The sequence below is a fragment of the Pseudomonas viridiflava genome, from assembly GCF_003702045.1.
GTDB lineage: Bacteria > Pseudomonadota > Gammaproteobacteria > Pseudomonadales > Pseudomonadaceae > Aquipseudomonas > Aquipseudomonas viridiflava_C.
In genome coordinates, this window is record NZ_RBTP01000012.1 from 414,881 (window position 1) to 432,688 (window position 17,808).

Genomic DNA, 17,808 nt, shown 5'->3' on the forward strand with positions numbered 1-17,808 from the left:
ACTTCGATACCAAAGGGACAGTTTTTCGAATTTCCTACAAAAAGTGTCTAGTGGCGTTTCGCAAGCTATCTTCGTCGTGTCTGATTGCAGTTACAGCATCAGGCGCTCGCGTCAGTCCGGTTTTTCCACACCGTTCCGTTCCAGGCTCATCTGATCGGCGAGGGCAGGCCGACGCCTCATTTCACTGACAATCACACCGATGACAATCAAGGCCGCGCCCAACAGGGCGATACCCGGCAAACGCTCACCAGCCAGTCGTCCGACAATACCTGCCCATACGGGTTCACCTGCATAAATGACCGTTGCGCGGGTCGGCGAGACGCTTTTCTGTGCCCAGTTCATGGCCACCTGAATCACGGCGCTCATTGCTCCAAGCCCCACGGCGATGAAGACCAGCAACCAGGAGAAGTCGGGCAGGCGCTCCTGTGTCGGTACGATCATCAGGAACGCCAGGATTGATGCGGTCGCCAGTTGCACCACGGTGACTCGCCGCACGTCGACCTTGCCGGCGTAGGCGCTGATCAGGATGATTTCGGCTGAAATGGCCACCGCGCTGATCAAGGTGGCGATCTCACCGGGGCTCATGTGCAGTGACATCCCTTGCGGGCCTGAAAGCAGCAGCAGCCCGGTGAATGCCAGCACAATGCCCAGGCTGGGCATCAGGCCCGGCCGCCGCCCCAATACCAGCCACTGCAGCAACGGTACGAAAGGCACGTAAAGCGCGGTGATGAAAGCCGACTGACTGCTGGGAATGGTCTGAAGGCCGATGGTCTGCAAGCCGTAGCCCAGCATGATCGCCGTGCCGATCAGGATACCTGCCTTGAGTTCGAGTAACGTGAGGCCGCGCATGACGTTCATCGAGCACAGCGCGACGATCAAGGCGGCGGCAGCGAAGCGCAGGCCGACGAAGAACATCGGCCCGCTGACGGTCATGGCGAACTGCACGAGCAGAAACGTGCCGCCCCAGAGCATGGTGATGAAAATGAGCACGGCTTCCGCCTTGCTGATACGGGGTGTGCGGCTGATAGACTTCATGTCGGCTCCAGATCCCACGGCTTTGCTTGTGACAAGAGGCTCGACACACAACGGTGTCGCGAAAGTGTGCAGTATAATGCGCAACGGATTCAGATGAGCACTCTCATGGATAAAGAAAATTCCCAGCGCGCGCCGGTTTTGCAGCACGTCAGTCAAAACGTTCGCCGCCTGCGCAACGCGGCGGACCTGAGTCAGACGGCGCTGTCAGAACGCTCCGGGGTCAGTCGGCGGATGCTGGTGGCCATCGAGGCCGGCGAGAAGAACGTCAGCCTGGCAACCCTGGACCGTGTCGCCGAAGCGCTGGAAGTGGCGTTCAGCGACCTGATCCAGGCACCTGACGTTCGCGATCATAGCCGTATCAATGAACTGGCCTGGGCCGGTTCGATTCACGGTAGCAAGGCGGTGTTGCTGGCCAAGGCCAATGCCCGGCGCGAAGTCGAATTGTGGGAGTTCTGCCTGGCGCCCGGCGACCTTTACGCGGCCGATGCCGACCCGGAAGGCTGGAGCGAGCAGGTGTATGTCGTGGAAGGCCATCTGACCATCCGGTTCTCCGATGCCGTCGAAACCCGGCGGGTCGGGCCCGGCGAGTTCTACATGTTCCCCAGCAGCCAGCCTCACCGTTATTGCAATGAAAGTACTGTCACGCTGCGTTTTGTGCGCAACGTAGTACTGTAACGCCATGAATTCACTCAGGCTCCTGCGCGAGGCGACTTTCCATGACCGATGACAAGCACACGACCGCCGACGTTCTGATAGTGGGTGGGGGATTGAGTGGCGTCATGCTGGCGGTGCAGCTACTGCGCAGGCCCGGGCAGCGCAGAATCCTGATCATCGAAACCCGTGAGGAACTTGGCCGCGGAGAGGCCTACAGCGCGACCGAAACCGGTCATACCCTCAATGGCAACGCAGCCCGCATGAGTGCTGATGCGGATAATGCCGAGGACCTGACCCGATGGCTCACCGAATACCTGGCCGCAGGCGGCTGGCCTGAGGCCGCCGAACAGCGTGTGTCGGTTGCCGAGCTGTTTCCGCCACGTGGCGTGTTCGGGCTTTATGTGCAACAGCGCCTGAGGGAGGCGCAGGCCTTGGGGTTGAGTCGCGGCTCCACTGTGGAGCATGTGCGCGGTGAGGTGGTGGATCTTCAGGTCCGGACGGACACGGTGCTTGCCACGCTGGCCGACGGGCGAACAATGCATGGTCGCTTTGCCGTCCTGGCCACTGGCATGTACGCCGCGTCACGTACGCCGCAGCGTGAGTCGAGCGGCCTCAATGCCGCAGCGCTGGATCCCTGGAATGTCGACCTCATGCGTCAGCTCGACCCTCAGGCGCGGGTGCTGATCATCGGCTCGGGGCTGACGATGGTCGATGCCGTGGTGTCCCTTGAGCAGGCTGGCCATCGTGGTCCTATCCAGGTCTATTCCCGTCACGGGTTGCTCCCTCATGTGCGGCGTCAGCCACCGGAGTGGCCTGACTTTCTGGGCCAGGATCACCGAATTCGCAGCACCCGGCAGTTGGTGCGCGCGGTCCGCGAGCAGTGTGAGCTGGCCATCGAGAGCGGCATCGACTGGCAGGCGCCGCTGGATACCGTCCGCGCCAACATCGGTCGGCTCTGGAACCAAGCCACCGACAGCCAGCGTCGGCAATTCGTCCGGCATGTGCGGCCCTGGTGGGAAAGTCACCACCATCGCTCGCCGCCACTCAGTGCCGCGTTGTTGGCCAAGCGTCTGAAAGAGGGCCGATTGACCATCGAGGCGGCGTCTCTGAAAGGCGTCGCCACGCTGGGAACGGGTCAGGTACAGATCACGTTGCGTCATCGAGGTGATGAGCGGGTGTCGCAGGTCACGGGCGATGCCTTGATCAACTCCACCGGCATCGAATACGACTGGCGACGCGTGGACCGTCCGCTGCCGCGTCAGTTACTGGCAAGGGGTTTGATTCAACCCGGGCCCCTGGCGCTAGGCATCGCCGCCAATGCTCATGGTGCGGTTCTGGACGCGCAAGGCCGCTGTTCGTCACGTCTGTTCGCAATGGGGCCGCCTTTGCGTGGCATGTGGTGGGAAAGCACGGCCGTGAACGATGTGGCCAGTCAGGCCAAGGCGCTGGCTATTCATCTGGCGGATTGAGAGGCAGCGTCTCAAAACGGGCCCAGCAAATGGGCGCCCACCCCCCGCCTGCCCAGTTCGTCGCCCTTGTTGCGAAGCGGGCAGGCCTCCATCGACAGGCAGCCGCAGCCGATACAACCGGTCAATTGATCGCGCAGCGTGGTCAGGCTTCTGATTCGCTCATCCAGTTCGGTTTTCCATTGTTCGGACAGCCTTTGCCAGTCCGCCGCAGTGGGTGCGCGGCCTTCGGGCAGATTCTGAAACGCGGCATGGATGCTGGCCAGCGGAATGCCAAGGCGTTGCGCGACCTTGATCAATGACACACGCCGCAAGGTTTCTCGAGAGTAGCGCCGCTGGTTGCCAGCATTGCGCTGGCTACTGATCAAGCCTTTGGTCTCGTAGAAATGCAACGCGGTGACCGCAACGCCGCTGCGCGCCGCCAGTTGGCCGACCGTCAGCATCGGGGCGGGCGTTTTTTCTGAAGGGGGCATCATATTCGTACGTCTCGCTTGACCTCTAGTTAGGTAGAGGTTTTACCCTGCCTGCACTTTGGTAGCAACAGCGCCCAGCGGGGAGAGCGTCATGGGGTCATCTTTCAGTCAACATCCTTACAGTCAGGTCGTAGAGTTCGCTGTGGAGGCGCAGCATCAGCTTGAGTTGATCAATGCATTGATGGCGCGAGACGAATGCCTCACTTCAACCTGGCCAGGTTTCATCAGCTCCAGCGTACACGCCAGCGAAGACGGGCGGCGGGTCTTGCACCAGGTGCTCTGGCGCTCCAGGCCGCAGTGTGAAGACGCAAAGACGAAGGTCGATTCCAGCGATCTGGACCTTCATGCGCTGATGCGCCGCTACCGGGCCACGAGTGCGACGTTTGGCAGCTTTCAGGTCATGGGGCAGGTGACGGCTCGTCCTTGAGCGACGGGGTCAGACCGACAGATGCAGCATGCGGTCGCCCTGCAGGGTTTCGCCGGGCCTGCGCTTGTTGACTGCCAGTTCGCCGATCCGTATCAGACGCGTGCGGGTCACGTTACGCGTCAGGCCCAGCAGGCTGGCGGTGTGGACCTGGTTGTGGTGACAAAAGCGGTATGCGGCCCGGAGCAACGAGTCCTCGACCTTTTCGTGCAATGCACCGGGCTGTTCCTCGAACAGTTTTTGAAACGCCCTGTTCAATAGCTGTTCCGGGGTTTCCTCGTGCTGAGCATAGTCATCCTGGCGTTCGATTTTCAGGTTGGACATGCGCAGGTCGTCGTGCTGAATCACGCCATCACGGCACACCAACAGCGTGTGGTGGATGACGTTTTCCAGCTCGCGAATATTGCCCGGCCAACTGTAGGTTTTCAGCTTTTGCTCGGCCTCCGGGCTTACTTTGACCGGGCCGTGCTTCAAGCGCAGGCGATAGACCTCAATGAAATGCAGTACCAGCGGCAGGATATCCCCCGGCCGGTCGCGCAGCGGGCTCAGCTCCAGATTGACCACGTCCAGCCGGTAGTAAAGGTCCTCCCGGAAATGCCCGGCATTAATGGCTTTTTCCAACTGAATATTGGTGGCTGCCAGCACCCGCACATCGATCGGGATGCTTTTACGTGACCCCAAGCGCACCACCTCACGCTCCTGAAGCACGCGCAGCAGCTTGACCTGCAAACTCATGGGCAGGTCGCCGATCTCGTCGAGAAACAACGTGCCGCCGTTGGCCTCTTCGAACCAGCCAGCCTTGGCGCCGACCGCACCGGTGAATGCGCCTTTCTCGTGACCGAACAGCTCGGCCTCGATCAGGTTCTCGGAAAACGCCCCGCAATTGACCGCCACGAACGGTTTGTCGCGACGGGCGCTCAAGGCATGGACATGGCGCGCCACCAGCTCCTTGCCGGTGCCGGTTTCGCCAATGATCAGCACGCTGGCATCGCTGGGGGCGACCTGCCGGACATGCGCCAGCAAGGCGCGGGATTTGGGGTCTTCGAACACCTGCGCAGTGGCCCGGATCGAAGTGGCCAGTGCCGGCGAGTGGGGTAGGGTCAGCAGTTGCACCGACATTACTTGGCCTGCGGCGGCAGATCGTTGGCGATCATCTCGCCGAACGGGCCGGTCAGGTTGGTGATGCCGCGTCCTGCCAGGCTGGCGTAAGGCTCGGGGAGCAGCGGGAACACCAGCTCGGCAAAGCGATAGGCTTCTTCCAGATGCGGGTAGCCCGAGAAGATAAAGCTCTCGATGCCCAGGTCGGCGTATTCCTTGATGCGTTCGGCGACTTCCTGCGGATTGCCGACCAGTGCCGTGCCAGCGCCACCGCGTACCAGACCGACACCGGCCCACAGGTTTGGCGCTATCTCCAGATTGTCGCGGCGTCCGTCGTGCAGGGCGGCCATGCGGCGCTGCCCCTCGGAGTCAAAACGTGAAAAGGATTTCTGCGCCGCTGCGATGGTTTCATCGCTGATGTGCTCGATCAGCGTGCTGGCCGCTTTCCAGGCTTCCTCACTGGTTTCGCGCACGATGACGTGCAGGCGGATGCCGAACTTCACGGTACGGCCCTTGCGTGCAGCTCGCTCGCGCACATCGGCCAGTTTCTGGGCGACGGCGGCTGGGGGTTCACCCCAGGTCAGGTAGACGTCCACCTGATCGGCCGCCAGGTCATGGGCCGCGTCGGATGAGCCGCCGAAGTACAGGGGCGGGTAGGGTTTCTGGAGGGGCGGGTACAACGCCTTGGCGTTCTGCACGCGCAGGTGCTTGCCTTCGAAATCCACCGCTTCGCCTTGTAGCACGCGTCGCCAGATCTGCAGGAACTCGTCGGTCACTTCGTAACGTTCGCTGTGATCGAGAAAGCTGCCATCGCCACGGTTTTCATCCGGGTCACCGCCGGTCACGACGTTGATCAACAACCGGCCACCGGACAGCCGGTCCAGCGTGGCGGCCATGCGCGCCGATACCGTGGGTGAAATGATGCCCGGACGGATCGCCACCAGGTATTTGAGCTTTTCCGTCAGCGGCACCAGTGCCGAGGCGATCACCCAGGAATCTTCGCACGAGCGACCGGTGGGGATCAGCACGCCGTAGTAGCCCAGATCGTCCGCCGCTTGTGCCACCTGCTTGAGGTAATTGAGCGTGACCGGACGCGCGCCTTTGGTCGTGCCCAGGTAATGGCCATCGCCGTGAGTTGGAAGAAACCAGAAAACGTTCATGACAAATCCTTGAATGGTCAGCCGGGTCAGGTTCATGAAAGGCAACTGTTGGATCCCGGACAGCGGACCAACAGGGCCTTGAAGTGACGCCAGTTATAGACAGTAAGATTTATTCCGTAAAAGAACGTTAATCCATATTTTTAGATTTTTAGGTTATATAAGCGACCGGCAGTCCGCGCGGTTGGCTGGCTGTGCGTGAACCGCGACACCATCACTGCCGTTCGAGGGGCGCTCGTCCGCTTGCCGAAACTTTTATTCACGTTGGCCTGTCACCTTTCTACGTTCAAAGGGAGTCACGCAATGGCAAGGGCAATCTGGAAGGGCGCGATCAGTTTCGGGCTGGTGCATATACCGGTGGCGCTTATCTCGGCGACATCGTCCAAAGGCGTCGATTTCGACTGGCTCGACAAACGCAGCATGGATCCGGTGGGCTACAAGCGCATCAACAAGGTCACCGGCAAGGAAGTCTCCAGCGAGAACATCGTCAAAGGCGTGGAGTACGAGAAAGACCGCTATGTCGTACTCAGCGAACAGGAGATCCGGGCCGCGCATCCCAAATCAACCCAGACCATCGACATCTTCGGCTTTGTCGACAGTCAGCAGATCCCGTTGCAGAACATCGACACTCCTTATTTTCTGACCCCTGACAAGCGCGGCGAAAAAGTCTACGCCTTGCTGCGCGAAACGCTGCACGACACCAAAAAGGTGGCGTTGGCCAATGTCGTGCTGCACACCAAGGAACACCTGGCGGCGGTCATGCCGCTGGCCTCGGCATTGGTGATGGTGATCCTGCGCTGGCCCGCCGACGTACGTGAGCTCGATGACCTTGACCTGAGCGATGCGGTCACCGACGTGCAACTGAACAAGAGTGAACGTGACATGGCCAAGCGTTTGGTGAAGGACATGAGTGCCGACTGGCAGCCTGAAGAGTACCGAGACACCTTTCAGGACAAGATCATGCAACTGGTCGAAACCAAGGCGCGGGACGGCAAGATTCAGGACATTGAAACCGATCCGGGCGAGGAAGAGCGCAAGAGCGCCGACGTCATCGACCTCACCGATCTGCTACGCCGCAGCCTGGCGGGCAAGGGCGGTGCAGCCAAGAGCAAGGCAAGCAAACCCGCCGCCAAAGCCAAAGCTGCCGACAAGACGTCTGACAGTGAAAGCGCCAAGCCCAAAGCGCCCGCCAAGCGTCGAGCCCCTGCTCGCAAGAAAACCAGCAAGGCCTCCTGAGCCCTACGGAGTGAGCGAAGATGGCCAAGCCTGTCAGTGAATACACACGCAAACGTAACTTTGATATCACGTCGGAACCTGCCGAAGCTGGCGGTAAAAAGCGTAAGGTCAAAGCCCATGCCTTGAGTTTTGTTATCCAGAAGCACGACGCACGTAACCTGCATTACGACTTCCGGCTTGAGCTGGATGGAACGCTGAAAAGCTGGGCGGTGCCCAAGGGGCCGAGCCTGGACCCGACGCAGAAGCGTCTTGCGGTGCATGTCGAAGACCACCCGCTGGGTTACGCCAGTTTCGAGGGCAGCATTCCCAAAGGGCAGTACGGCGGCGGCGACGTCATCGTCTGGGACCGGGGCGTGTGGCAACCCCACGGCGATCCGCGCAAGACCTACGAGGAGGGCAAACTCAAATTCACCTTGGTCGGGGAGAAACTGACCGGCGACTGGGCGCTGGTGCGTACGCGCCTCAGGGGCAGTGGCAGCAAAGAGCAGTGGCTGTTGATCAAGGAAAAGGACGCGGTGGCCCGACCCGCCGCCGAGTACGACATCACCGAGCAACAGCCGCAGAGCGTTATCAGCGGGACCCATGTTGGTGTAGGGCGCGGGGCGCCTGCGAAAGCCAAGGCGACGAAAGCGAAAGCCGTGCCCAAGGCTGCCGACAAAAAAACCACCCCTGTCAAATCGGATGCGGCCATTCCCGAACTGCTCACCCCGCAACTGGCCACACTGGTGGACGCGCCGCCTGCGGGTGAATGGCTGTACGAGATCAAGTTCGACGGCTACCGCATCCTGACCCGCATTCAGGGCGATGACGTGCGATTGTTCACGCGCAACGGTAATGACTGGACGGATCGCCTGCCTGAGCTGGTCAAGGCGATCAAAGCCCTGAAACTGCAAGACACCTGGTTCGATGGCGAAGTGGTTGTGCTCAACGATCAGGGTTTGCCAGACTTTCAGGCGTTGCAGAATGCCTTCGAGATCGGCCGCAGCAAGGACATTCTTTACTACCTGTTCGACATGCCTTACCTGAGTGGCGAGGATTTACGCCAGATACCGATCGAACAGCGTCGCGATGCGCTCAGGCAAGTACTCGGCAAACAGCGCAGTCGTCTGCTGCGTTTCTCCGATGCGTTCCGGTCGGGGCATCAGGACATCATCGAGAGTGCCAGTGCGATGGGGCTCGAGGGCGTCATCGGCAAACGCGCGGGTAGCCCCTACGTCAGCAGGCGCAACGCCGACTGGATCAAGCTCAAATGCCGGCTGCGTCAGGAATTCGTGATCGTTGGTTACACCGCACCTCAAGGCAGTCGCTCGGCATTCGGGGCGTTGCTGCTGGCGGTCAATGATGACAAGGGCCTGGTCTACGCCGGGCGGGTCGGCACTGGCTTTAGCAGCCTCACCCTCAAACAGTTGCATGAGCAATTGAAGCCTCTGGAGCGCGACACCTCGCCACTGGACAAAAAACTCACGTCTGCCCAGGGGCGCGGTGTGCAGTGGGTGGAAGCGACATTGCTCTGCGAGGCCGAGTTCGCCGAGTGGACGCGTGAGGGGATTTTGCGCCAGGCCGCTTTTGTCGGACTGCGCAGCGATAAGCCCGCCAGCGAAGTAGTGCGTGAATACCCTCAGCCTGCGGAGGCCGCCAGTCGACCGAAGGCCGCCAGGTCTGCCAAAGCCAAGCCTGCCGATGCTCCCGCCGTGCGCAAGACGACGCGAGGCAAAGTCAATGTGGTAGGCGTTGGCATCAGCCATGCGGAGCGGGTGATCGACAGCAAGACGGGCACGCAAAAGATCGAACTGGCGCAATTCTACGAATCCATCGCCGAATGGATTCTGCCGTACCTGGACAGCCGCCCCGTTGCGCTGCTGCGGTGCCCGGAAGGCATCGACGGCGAGCAGTTCTTCCAGAAACACGCTGAACGCCTCGCGATCCCCCACATCCGGCAATTGGATCGAACGCTCGATCCTGGCCACGCTGCGCTGATGGAGATCGATACGGTTCAGGCGCTGGTCGGCGCAACGCAGATGGGCGCGATTGAGTTGCACACGTGGGGCGCAACCAGCGACCGCATCGAGACACCGGACCACTTGGTGCTCGACCTTGACCCGGATCCCGTGTTGCCTTGGCGCAGCATGATCGAAGCCACGCAAATGGTGCTCGCCGTGCTAGAGGAACTGGGGTTGCAGGCCTTTCTGAAAACCAGCGGCGGCAAGGGCATGCACATCATCGTGCCGCTTGCCCGGCATGCTGATTGGGATACGGTGAAGGGCTTCGCCAAGGCGATTGCCGAATTCGTGACCCAACAGTTGCCGGAGCGCTTTACCGCGACGATGAGCCCGAAAAACCGTGTGGGCCGGATTTTCGTTGACTACCTGCGCAACAGTCGCGGTGGCAGCACGGTCACGGCCTACTCGGTACGGGCCCGGCCGGGCTTGCCCGTGTCGGTGCCGATTGCGCTGGACGAACTGGCGGGCCTTACCTCTTCGGCCCAGTGGGACATCACTAACCTGGAGCAGCGACTGCGGTCCTTGAAAAGCGATCCGTGGGCGGGCTATGCAAACCGGCAGAGAATCACGCAAAAAATGTGGAAACAACTGGGGGCGAAACGGCCGTAAAGTAGCGTTCGACGGGCACGTTCAGCTCCGCCCGACGGTCTGCCTGCATGGCGAGGCTGAAAAAACCAACACGTGCAGGAGAGATAAGGAGAACGTCATGACGCCACCCCATCACCTGACCCGCAGAAGACTGCTCACCCTGGCGGCAGGTGTGAGCGCCGCACTGGTGTTCGACAGCGCCGCTGGCGGCGAGAAGCCGACGACGCTGCCATCGCCTTCAACCCCCTCGTCACTCCCCCCGAAACTCACACTTGGAGCCAAGACCATGCAGACCCGAGTGATCCCCTCCAGCAATGAACCGTTGCCTGTCGTTGGCCTGGGCACCTATCGCGGCTTCGACGTGGCCACTGCCAGCCCGGCGTACAAACAGCTGCGCCCGGTACTCGATGCACTGTTTGCGGCAGGCGGCAGCGTTGTCGACAGCTCACCGATGTATGGCCGGGCGGAACAGACTACCGGGGAATTGCTGTCGATCCATGAGCCGCGTTCGCCTGCGTTTCTGGCCACCAAAGTCTGGACCCGAGGGCGCAAGGAGGGCATCGAGCAGATGGAAGCGTCGTTCAGGTTGCTGCAAACCGACCGGATCGACCTGATGCAGATTCATAACCTGCTGGACTGGGAGACCCACCTGCCGACGTTACGTGAGTGGAAAGAGCAAGGTCGGATTCGCTACATCGGGATCAGCCACTACACCGCTTCGGCCTATGCGGATGTGGAAGCGGTGCTCAAGAGCGAGCCGCTGGATTTTCTGCAAATCAACTATGCGCTGGACGAGCGCGAGGCTGAAAAACGGTTGCTGCCCCTGTGTCGCGAGCGCGGGGTGGCCGTCATCTGCAACCGGCCCTTCGGCGGCGGCGGGCTGCTGTCACGGCTCAAGAACAAGCCTTTGCCCGGTTGGGCGGCGCAAGTGGAAGTGAGCAACTGGCCGCAATTGGCACTCAAGTTTCTGCTCGCCAACCCGGCCGTGACGTGCGTGATACCGGGAACCGGAAATCCGCGCTACATGGCTGAAAACGTCGGTGCCGGGTTTGGTCCAACGTTGACCGATGCACAGCGGCAGCAGTTGATCGCACTGGTTGAGTGACGGAAGCGGTGTTCGCCAGAAGGTCTGGCGAACACCGCTGCAACCTTCAGCATTTACAGGATCCGGTACAACAGTCGCTCGACCCGGACCCGGCTGACGCGGGTCAGAAACTTGCGCACACCTTCAGGGTAACTGGCCAGCGTGTCCAGCTCGTCATATTGGCTGACGCGCTGGGTGTTGCGCATCAAGTGAGCAATCTCCGCTTCCCTGGGCGCGCTCCACACACCTTGCGGATCGTCGATCAGCAGACCGTTTTCCAGGTCGAGGTTGAACGCACGCGGGTTGAGGTTGTTGCCGGTGAGCAGCGTGTAACGGTGGTCGACCCAGATGCCCTTGAGGTGAAAGGTGTTATCGCCGTGCTTCCACAAATGGACGTTCAAGCGGTGCTGGTCGATGGCCTTGCGGTGTTTTTGAGCGAAGCGTCGCAGGCTGATTTCGTACAGATAGGGCAGGGCGGAGATCACCTTGAATGGCTCATCCGGGTGGATGAAGAAATCGTTGGCGGTCTTGTCGCCAATGATGATGTCCACGTTTACGCCCCGTTTGAGCGCTCGATTGATCTCGCGGGTGACGGCCACCGGCAGATTGAAATAGGGCGTGCAGATCGTCAGCTGGATCTTGCTCGACGCAATCAGGTCGCAGAGGGTGCGGTTCAATCCATTGCGCGGACCCACCCCCAATAGCGGCACGACGCGAAATTCACCGTTCTCCTTTTCGCCGGCAGACGTGTCGTAGGCCGCACGCTTGAGGTTGCTGCGAAAGGCACGAATTTCACCGCGCAGGCTGCGTGAACTCGGAGGGGATTGCAGGTCCAGGCGATGCACGGCGGGTGACGGCAGGATTTCACGCTGGACCAGATCCACGAAGCTGTCGGCCAGCGGCGCGCTTTCGATCAGGTGATAGCGGTCCAGCCGGTACTTGTCGAGCTTGTGCAGGTACACATTATTGATGCTGGCGCCGCTGTAGATGACGCAGTCGTCGACAATACTGCCCTTGAGGTGCAGCACGCCAAACAGTTCGCGGGTCTGGACGGGCACGCCATAGATCGGCACTTCCTGGTCGTACTCCAGATTCTGCGCCTGATACCAGGTCGAATTGCCCGGCTGACGTCCGGCCCCGATCAGGCCGCGTTGAGCCCGGAACCAGTCGACCAGCACCACCACGTCTAGCTCCGGGCGGGCGGTCTTTGCCGCGTACAGGGCATCGAGAATTTCCTGGCCCGCTTCATCCTGCTGCAGATACAACGCGATGATGTAAATGCGACGGGTCGCGTGAGCGATCTTTTCCAGCAGACTACGCCGATAGTCGGCGGCAGAAGGGACGATGGTGATTGCATCGCCCGGCAGGGCAAAACCGCGGAGCGCCGCCAGGGTCGAGCGTCGGAAGTTGGACTGCATAGGCCTCTCGATGGGATAACCAACAGCGGACGAGCTTACACCAGACAACGCAACAGGTCGCCGCCAGTGTCCTGTTTCAACGTGTGACCATGCGTTTCAAGGCATTTCCTTATCTCAGTGGGCTCCCTGAGAGGTGACGCACATCGAGCGTTCGGCTGAATGATCCGGAGGACTGATCGTAGCCATGCTCCGCGTGAGCATGCATCTCAGGACGCTCCGCGTCCGCCTTTCGTCGTGAAACCCGCGTTATAGCTCTTTGCAAACAAATAAACGATAACCGTTCCCAGTCACACCTGATAGCATTTCGCATCTAAATAGCAAGGGCGCAGTCAGGGAAGGACGCTGCCCAGCCCCTCTTATCGTTTAGCAGGACCTCCCCATGCACACCTCGCCGATTCCTTTTCGTCTGACGCTGATTGCGTTTTGCTGTTCCCTTGGGCTGCCCGTCTGGGCGGCAACCGACACACCGGTTTTACCGGGCGGTGCGATGGTGCTGGGCGAAACCGCGATCAGCGCCGACAAGGTTGACCCGCAAGCGCTGCCTTCCGCTTACGCGGGAGGCCAGGTTGCGCGCGGCGGCCAATTGGGTGTGCTGGGCAGCTCGGACATCATGGACGTACCGTTCAGCATGACCAGCTACACCGAGCAGTTGATCGAGGATCAGCAGGCCGAGGACATTGGTGACGTGTTGCTCAACGACGCCTCGGTTCGTCAGTCGTCGGGCTATGCCAACGCGTCGCAAGTCTTCGTAATCCGCGGCTTTGAGCTTGCGACTGACGACATTTCCTACAACGGCCTTTACGGCGTATTGCCTCGACAGATCATTTCCACCGATGCGCTGGAGCGTGTCGAAGTGTTCAAGGGGCCCAATGCGTTCATCAATGGAGTCACGCCCACCGGCTCAGGCATCGGAGGTGGCGTGAACCTGCAGCCCAAACGCGCAGGGGACACGCCGACACGTCGGTTCACCACCGACATCAGCAGCGACGGCCGGGTGGGCGAACATCTGGACCTGGGCCAGCGTTTCGGTGAGGACAACCGCTTCGGTGCACGCCTGAATCTGTCACAGCGTGAAGGTGAGACCGGCGTCGATGACGAAGAGCACCGCAGCAAACTGTTCGCGCTGGGTCTGGATTATCGGGGCGACAACTTTCGCGTGTCCGGCGATTTCGCTTATCAGAAGCAACGCATCAACCAGAGTCGCAATACGGTATTTCTCGGCAGCAGCCTGACCCGCGTGCCCCATGCGCCCGACTCGGATAACAATTACGCGCCGAACTGGACCTGGACCGAAACCGAGGACACCTTCGGCATGAGCCGCGTCGAGTACGACCTCAATGATGACTGGATGCTTTACGCGGCGGCTGGTGCCAAGCACACCCGCGAAACCGGTATTTATGGTTCCCCGACCATCAACGACGCCGCAGGCAACACCACGGCGCGACCGTCTTTCATTCCTCATGATGAAGACAACAAGACCGCAATGACGGGCATCAACGGCAACCTGCAGACCGGTCCGGTCAGCCACAAGGTCAACTTCGGGCTCTCGGGTATCTGGACCGAGCAGCGCAACGCGTACGCGTTCGGCCGCACGGAAAACCCTGTCAGCGGCAATATCTACGACCCGGTGTCCACGACTCGCCCGGCGCTGGACGGATCAACGGCGGGCGATCTGAACGACCCTGGCATTACGGGCAAGAGCCGCATGCGCAGCGCTGCGGTTTCCGACACGCTGGGGTTCTTCGATGATCGCTTGCTCATCACGGCAGGCCTGCGCCGTCAACAGTTGCGGGTTCAGGGTTACGCCTATGGCAGCGGGCCGCGCACGTCGCTGTACGACGAGGCAATCACTACGCCGATTTATGGCGTGGTGTTCAAGCCCTGGCGCTACGTGTCCTTCTACGCCAACCGCATCGAAGGTCTGGCGCAAGGCCCGACCGCACCGAACGGCGTTACGATCAACCCCGGCGAGATCTTCCCGCCCGCGCGTTCCAAACAGGTCGAAGCCGGTGTGAAGCTGGACATGGGCACGTTCGGCGCGAGCCTTGGAGTTTTCCGCATCGAGCAACCGGCCGACGGTTATCAGGTTCAGGAAAGCAGTGGGACGCGTTATGTGCGTGAGGGCGAGCAGCGCAACAAGGGCGTGGAAATGAACGTGTTCGGCGAGCCTGTCAGCGGTGTGCGTCTGCTGGCCGGCCTGACCCTGATGGACACCGAATTGAGCGGCACCTCTGGCGGCAGCAACGATGGTAATAACGCGGTGGGCGTGCCGACTTTCCAGTTCAACGCCGGGGCTGACTGGGACATTCCGGGCATCGAAGGGGCCGCGGTCAATGCGCGCATGCTGCGCACAGGCGGCCAGTACCTCAATGCGGCCAACACCCAAAGCATTCCGACCTGGAACCGCTTCGACCTGGGCGCACGCTACACCTTCAACGTGGCACAGAAGGACGTCACCTTACGCGCCAACGTTGAAAACCTGATGAACAAAGACTACTGGGCATCGGCCAACGGCGGCTACCTGACCCAGGGCGAGCCGCGTACGCTGAAAGTGTCTGGCACTATCAACTTCTGACGGACAGACAGCAAACCGCCGACTGCATAGCGCTATGCAGTCGGCGGTTACAGGTCATCAGTAGCCGTTGCGCTTCAGGATCGCGTCGATGCTTTCCTTGGCCGGACGGTCGTAGAACTTAAGCAGCTCGGCGGTGCGGTTGGTGAAGAAACCGTCTGCGCCGTCCTGGCTGATACGTTTGAAGTCCGCCGCGTCATCCACGGTGTAGGGATGAATCACCATGCCTTTCTCGTGGGTCAGGTTGTTCATCCACGGTTTGACCAGGTCCATGTAGCTCTGGTCGCCGCCCTTGGCCAATTGGGAGGACGGGCCGGTGCCGATGGCGCCGTGGGCTTTGGCCCAGTTGATCCAGCTTTCGAACTCTTCAGGCGACTTGACCTCCTGGGCCGCGTAATAGCTGGATTTGTCCTTGAAGCCTGAATCCTTGAAGGCAACGTCGGATTTGGGTTCGATGGAGCCTTTGCCGATCCACAGCAGCATGACCTTGGGCACTTTCGGCATTTCTTTCTGCAGCAGCTCCAGGCTCTGTTTCTCAAACGTCTGCAACACCACACGCCCCGGCATGTGCGCCACATTCACACGCCCCGGCGCTGCAGCCGGGCGGTCAGCGAGCCAGCCGCGTTTGGCCAGGACTTTCTTCAGGTCGGCTTCGACACCGGGAAACTGCGACGGCACTTTGGTTTCGATGTACAGGCCGGGTTTGTTCGCGCCGCCCTCGGCAATGTCGATCACCTCATCCAGCGTCAGGATCTGCAAGCCGACATAGCTGTCACGGGCGCGGTCCGGGTAAGCCTTGTTGTACCAGGAGCCTGCGTCCAGCTGCTTGAGTTCTTCCAGGGTAAAGGTGCTGACGGGGTCTTTGGCACGTTTCGGAAAGACTTCGGCAATATTGGTCGTGCGTTCCAGCACATCGTCATGCAGGGCGATCAACACGCCGTCCTTGGTGCGCTGAATATCCATCTCCAGATAATCCGCGCCCAAGTCCCGCGCCAAGGTATAGGCCGGGATGGTCTCTTCCGGTGCGTCGAACGAAGCACCTCGGTGGGCAATCACGGCTGGCCACGGCAGGCCCAGTTTCGCGCTCAATACTTTGCCTGGCGCATCGGCTGCCGAAACGGCACCTGAAGACAGCATTGCCCCGGCAATGGCCGTCGCAACCAGCAGTCTGGCCAGCGGAGTCTTGTTGAACCGGAAGGTGGAAAATCCTTGCATGGGCTGATGATTCCTTGAAATGAGAAAGCGGTTGATCGCCTCGCGCAGTGTCGACGCCGGCGCACTCTTGAGCATTAACAACATCGCTTTCGATACGGCAAGTGGGGTGTCGTTCCTTGCTGCGCGATGTCGCCCTGAATGCCGTTTACGGCACGCAATAATAGCGCAACGCTATACCTGCGCCGGGCCGGGGATTCTTGATAACAGTGTGTCCGCCGAATGAGACGACTGTGTGAACGCGGGCTGTCCCTTCGCTAAATGCCTCTGCACAAGCACGTCGACTCGGGTTACTGTCTGGCTTTTGATCCTCAGACAGGAGCGGGCATGACAACGGTATTGGTGCTGGTCGAGAATCTGGATACCTATTTGCCGATTCTGGAAAACAGTGGCTTCGAGCTGATTCGCGCACCCACAGCCGAGCTGCGCGCTAAAGCCATTGCGGCGCACGCAGAGGCCATCGATGCGGTCGTCACGCGCGGTCCGTTGGGGTTCTTCGCCGAAGAGATGGATGCCTTGCCCAATTTGCGCATCATTTGCGTGAGCGGCGCAGGCTATGAAAAGGTCGACCTGCCAGCCGCCGAGGCGCGCAGCATTACGGTCACCAACGGCGCGGGCGTCAATGCGCCGACCGTCGCCGATCATGCGCTGGCGCTGCTGCTGTCACTGGTGCGTGATATCCCGCAGGCCGATGCGTCGGTGCGCCGCAGCGAATGGCGCAAGGTGGTGCGGCCTTCGCTGGCGGGCAAGCGTCTGGGCATCATCGGCCTGGGTGCGGTCGGGCTGGCGATTGCCAAGCGTGCTGAGGCCTTCGATATCAGCATCGGTTATCACAATCGCACGCCGCGATCCGATTGCGACTACACCTGGCACGCCTCCGTACAGGCGCTGGCCAGCGCATCGGATTTTCTGGTCATCGCGACGCCAGGCGGCAGCAGCACCCATCATCTGGTCGACGCCTCGGTACTGGCGGCACTGGGGCCCGAGGGTTTTCTCGTCAACATCGCCCGTGCCAGTGTCGTGGACACGGACGCTCTGGTCGCGGCCCTGCAAAACCAAGAGATTGCCGGCGCGGCACTGGACGTGTTCGACGACGAGCCCAGCGTACCCGACGTGTTCAAGGCCTTGGGCAATGCGGTGCTGACGCCACACGTGGCAGGCCTGTCGCCCGAGGCGTCGAAAGACAGCGTGCAGAAGGTCAACGACAATCTGCTGGCCTTCTTCGCCGGCAAGCCGGTGCTGACGCCCGTTTGCAGTTGAAAAATATTGCGTGGCTGCACGGATAACGTGCCTGATTGCCCATTCTGCTTGCGCTTTTGCCTGCTTATAGTTCTGCCCATAATGCATGACATTGATCAGGGAGCAGGGCATGGACGTGATAAGCGGGAAGG

General features: G+C 60.8%; 14 protein-coding genes. 8 read left to right on the plus strand and 6 right to left on the minus strand.

All coding sequences use genetic code 11. The features are described 5' to 3' along the window. Positions 1-111: 111 nt before the first annotated feature. A complete protein-coding gene (locus tag ALP40_RS03965; RefSeq protein ID WP_122206978.1) occupies positions 112-1,035 on the minus strand; it encodes a DMT family transporter in 924 nt (307 codons plus the stop codon). A 105-nt stretch (positions 1,036-1,140) separates the two neighbouring features. Here ALP40_RS03965 and ALP40_RS03970 point away from each other — a divergent pair, with 105 nt between their 5' ends. Together ALP40_RS03970 and ALP40_RS03975 are read left to right on the plus strand one after the other, a co-directional pair. Beyond that, positions 1,141-1,710 carry a helix-turn-helix domain-containing protein gene (locus ALP40_RS03970; protein WP_122206979.1) on the plus strand — a complete coding sequence of 190 codons (570 nt, stop codon included), beginning with the start codon at positions 1,141-1,143 and terminating at the stop codon, positions 1,708-1,710. Positions 1,711-1,751: 41 nt separating this feature from the next. Beyond that, on the plus strand, positions 1,752-3,158 hold the full coding sequence (locus ALP40_RS03975; RefSeq protein WP_122206980.1) for an FAD/NAD(P)-binding protein: 1,407 nt from the start codon (positions 1,752-1,754) through the stop codon (positions 3,156-3,158). A gap of 11 nt (positions 3,159-3,169) precedes the next feature. Here the strand turns inward: ALP40_RS03975 and soxR are convergent, their stop codons facing one another. After that, on the minus strand, positions 3,170-3,631 hold the full coding sequence (soxR, locus tag ALP40_RS03980) for a redox-sensitive transcriptional activator SoxR (protein ID WP_310887066.1): 462 nt from the start codon (positions 3,629-3,631) through the stop codon (positions 3,170-3,172). An 88-nt stretch (positions 3,632-3,719) separates the two neighbouring features. Between soxR and ALP40_RS03985 the strand changes: the two genes are divergently transcribed. Beyond that, positions 3,720-4,055 carry an antibiotic biosynthesis monooxygenase gene (locus ALP40_RS03985; RefSeq protein WP_122206981.1) on the plus strand — a complete coding sequence of 112 codons (336 nt, stop codon included), beginning with the start codon at positions 3,720-3,722 and terminating at the stop codon, positions 4,053-4,055. Positions 4,056-4,064: 9 nt separating this feature from the next. Here the strand turns inward: ALP40_RS03985 and ALP40_RS03990 are convergent, their stop codons facing one another. Beyond that, positions 4,065-5,171 (minus strand): sigma-54-dependent Fis family transcriptional regulator, encoded by a 1,107-nt coding sequence (locus ALP40_RS03990; protein WP_122206982.1) that lies wholly within the window; start codon positions 5,169-5,171, stop codon positions 4,065-4,067. Beyond that, the gene (ssuD, locus tag ALP40_RS03995) at positions 5,171-6,310 is read right to left on the minus strand and encodes an FMNH2-dependent alkanesulfonate monooxygenase (RefSeq protein WP_122207429.1); all 1,140 of its coding nucleotides are present in this window, start codon (positions 6,308-6,310) and stop codon (positions 5,171-5,173) included. The genes ALP40_RS03990 and ssuD overlap by 1 nt, the downstream gene beginning before the upstream one ends. A gap of 300 nt (positions 6,311-6,610) precedes the next feature. On the opposite strand from ssuD, the gene ALP40_RS04000 reads away from it, so the two are divergent. The 3 genes from ALP40_RS04000 (at position 6,611) to ALP40_RS04010 (ending at position 11,236) form a co-directional block, all read left to right on the plus strand. After that, positions 6,611-7,543 (plus strand): Ku protein, encoded by a 933-nt coding sequence (locus ALP40_RS04000; protein ID WP_122206983.1) that lies wholly within the window; start codon positions 6,611-6,613, stop codon positions 7,541-7,543. A gap of 20 nt (positions 7,544-7,563) precedes the next feature. Further along, a complete protein-coding gene (ligD, locus tag ALP40_RS04005) occupies positions 7,564-10,152 on the plus strand; it encodes a DNA ligase D (RefSeq protein ID WP_122206984.1) in 2,589 nt (862 codons plus the stop codon). A 97-nt stretch (positions 10,153-10,249) separates the two neighbouring features. After that, positions 10,250-11,236: an aldo/keto reductase gene (locus tag ALP40_RS04010; protein ID WP_122206985.1), complete on the plus strand. Its 987-nt coding sequence runs from the start codon at positions 10,250-10,252 to the stop codon at positions 11,234-11,236. 53 nt (positions 11,237-11,289) lie between these two features. Here the strand turns inward: ALP40_RS04010 and pssA are convergent, their stop codons facing one another. Beyond that, positions 11,290-12,633: a CDP-diacylglycerol--serine O-phosphatidyltransferase gene (gene pssA / locus ALP40_RS04015; RefSeq protein WP_122206986.1), complete on the minus strand. Its 1,344-nt coding sequence runs from the start codon at positions 12,631-12,633 to the stop codon at positions 11,290-11,292. Between the two features lie 379 nt (positions 12,634-13,012). On the opposite strand from pssA, the gene ALP40_RS04020 reads away from it, so the two are divergent. Further along, positions 13,013-15,208, plus strand: a complete 2,196-nt coding sequence (locus ALP40_RS04020) for a TonB-dependent siderophore receptor (RefSeq protein ID WP_122206987.1) — start codon at positions 13,013-13,015, stop codon at positions 15,206-15,208. Between the two features lie 57 nt (positions 15,209-15,265). Here the strand turns inward: ALP40_RS04020 and ALP40_RS04025 are convergent, their stop codons facing one another. Further along, entirely contained in the window at positions 15,266-16,420 is a 1,155-nt protein-coding gene (locus tag ALP40_RS04025) for a glycerophosphodiester phosphodiesterase (RefSeq protein ID WP_122207430.1), read from the minus strand. Between the two features lie 324 nt (positions 16,421-16,744). On the opposite strand from ALP40_RS04025, the gene ALP40_RS04030 reads away from it, so the two are divergent. After that, entirely contained in the window at positions 16,745-17,677 is a 933-nt protein-coding gene (locus ALP40_RS04030; RefSeq protein ID WP_122206988.1) for a 2-hydroxyacid dehydrogenase, read from the plus strand. The last annotated feature ends 131 nt before the right edge of the window (positions 17,678-17,808 follow it).

What these genes read in the sequence shown, in the direction of transcription:
- pssA (WP_122206986.1), bottom strand. Translation starts at nt 12,633, where the DNA reads ATGCAGTCCAACTTCCGACGCTCGACCCTGGCGGCGCTCCGCGGTTTT.
- soxR (WP_310887066.1), bottom strand. Translation starts at nt 3,631, where the DNA reads ATGATGCCCCCTTCAGAAAAAACGCCCGCCCCGATGCTGACGGTCGGC.
- ssuD (WP_122207429.1), bottom strand. Translation starts at nt 6,310, where the DNA reads ATGAACGTTTTCTGGTTTCTTCCAACTCACGGCGATGGCCATTACCTG.
- ALP40_RS03975 (WP_122206980.1), top strand. Translation starts at nt 1,752, where the DNA reads ATGACCGATGACAAGCACACGACCGCCGACGTTCTGATAGTGGGTGGG.
- ALP40_RS03965 (WP_122206978.1), bottom strand. Translation starts at nt 1,035, where the DNA reads ATGAAGTCTATCAGCCGCACACCCCGTATCAGCAAGGCGGAAGCCGTG.
- ALP40_RS04000 (WP_122206983.1), top strand. Translation starts at nt 6,611, where the DNA reads ATGGCAAGGGCAATCTGGAAGGGCGCGATCAGTTTCGGGCTGGTGCAT.
- ligD (WP_122206984.1), top strand. Translation starts at nt 7,564, where the DNA reads ATGGCCAAGCCTGTCAGTGAATACACACGCAAACGTAACTTTGATATC.
- ALP40_RS03970 (WP_122206979.1), top strand. Translation starts at nt 1,141, where the DNA reads ATGGATAAAGAAAATTCCCAGCGCGCGCCGGTTTTGCAGCACGTCAGT.
- ALP40_RS04025 (WP_122207430.1), bottom strand. Translation starts at nt 16,420, where the DNA reads ATGCAAGGATTTTCCACCTTCCGGTTCAACAAGACTCCGCTGGCCAGA.
- ALP40_RS03990 (WP_122206982.1), bottom strand. Translation starts at nt 5,171, where the DNA reads ATGTCGGTGCAACTGCTGACCCTACCCCACTCGCCGGCACTGGCCACT.
- ALP40_RS04030 (WP_122206988.1), top strand. Translation starts at nt 16,745, where the DNA reads ATGACAACGGTATTGGTGCTGGTCGAGAATCTGGATACCTATTTGCCG.
- ALP40_RS04020 (WP_122206987.1), top strand. Translation starts at nt 13,013, where the DNA reads ATGCACACCTCGCCGATTCCTTTTCGTCTGACGCTGATTGCGTTTTGC.
- ALP40_RS03985 (WP_122206981.1), top strand. Translation starts at nt 3,720, where the DNA reads ATGGGGTCATCTTTCAGTCAACATCCTTACAGTCAGGTCGTAGAGTTC.
- ALP40_RS04010 (WP_122206985.1), top strand. Translation starts at nt 10,250, where the DNA reads ATGACGCCACCCCATCACCTGACCCGCAGAAGACTGCTCACCCTGGCG.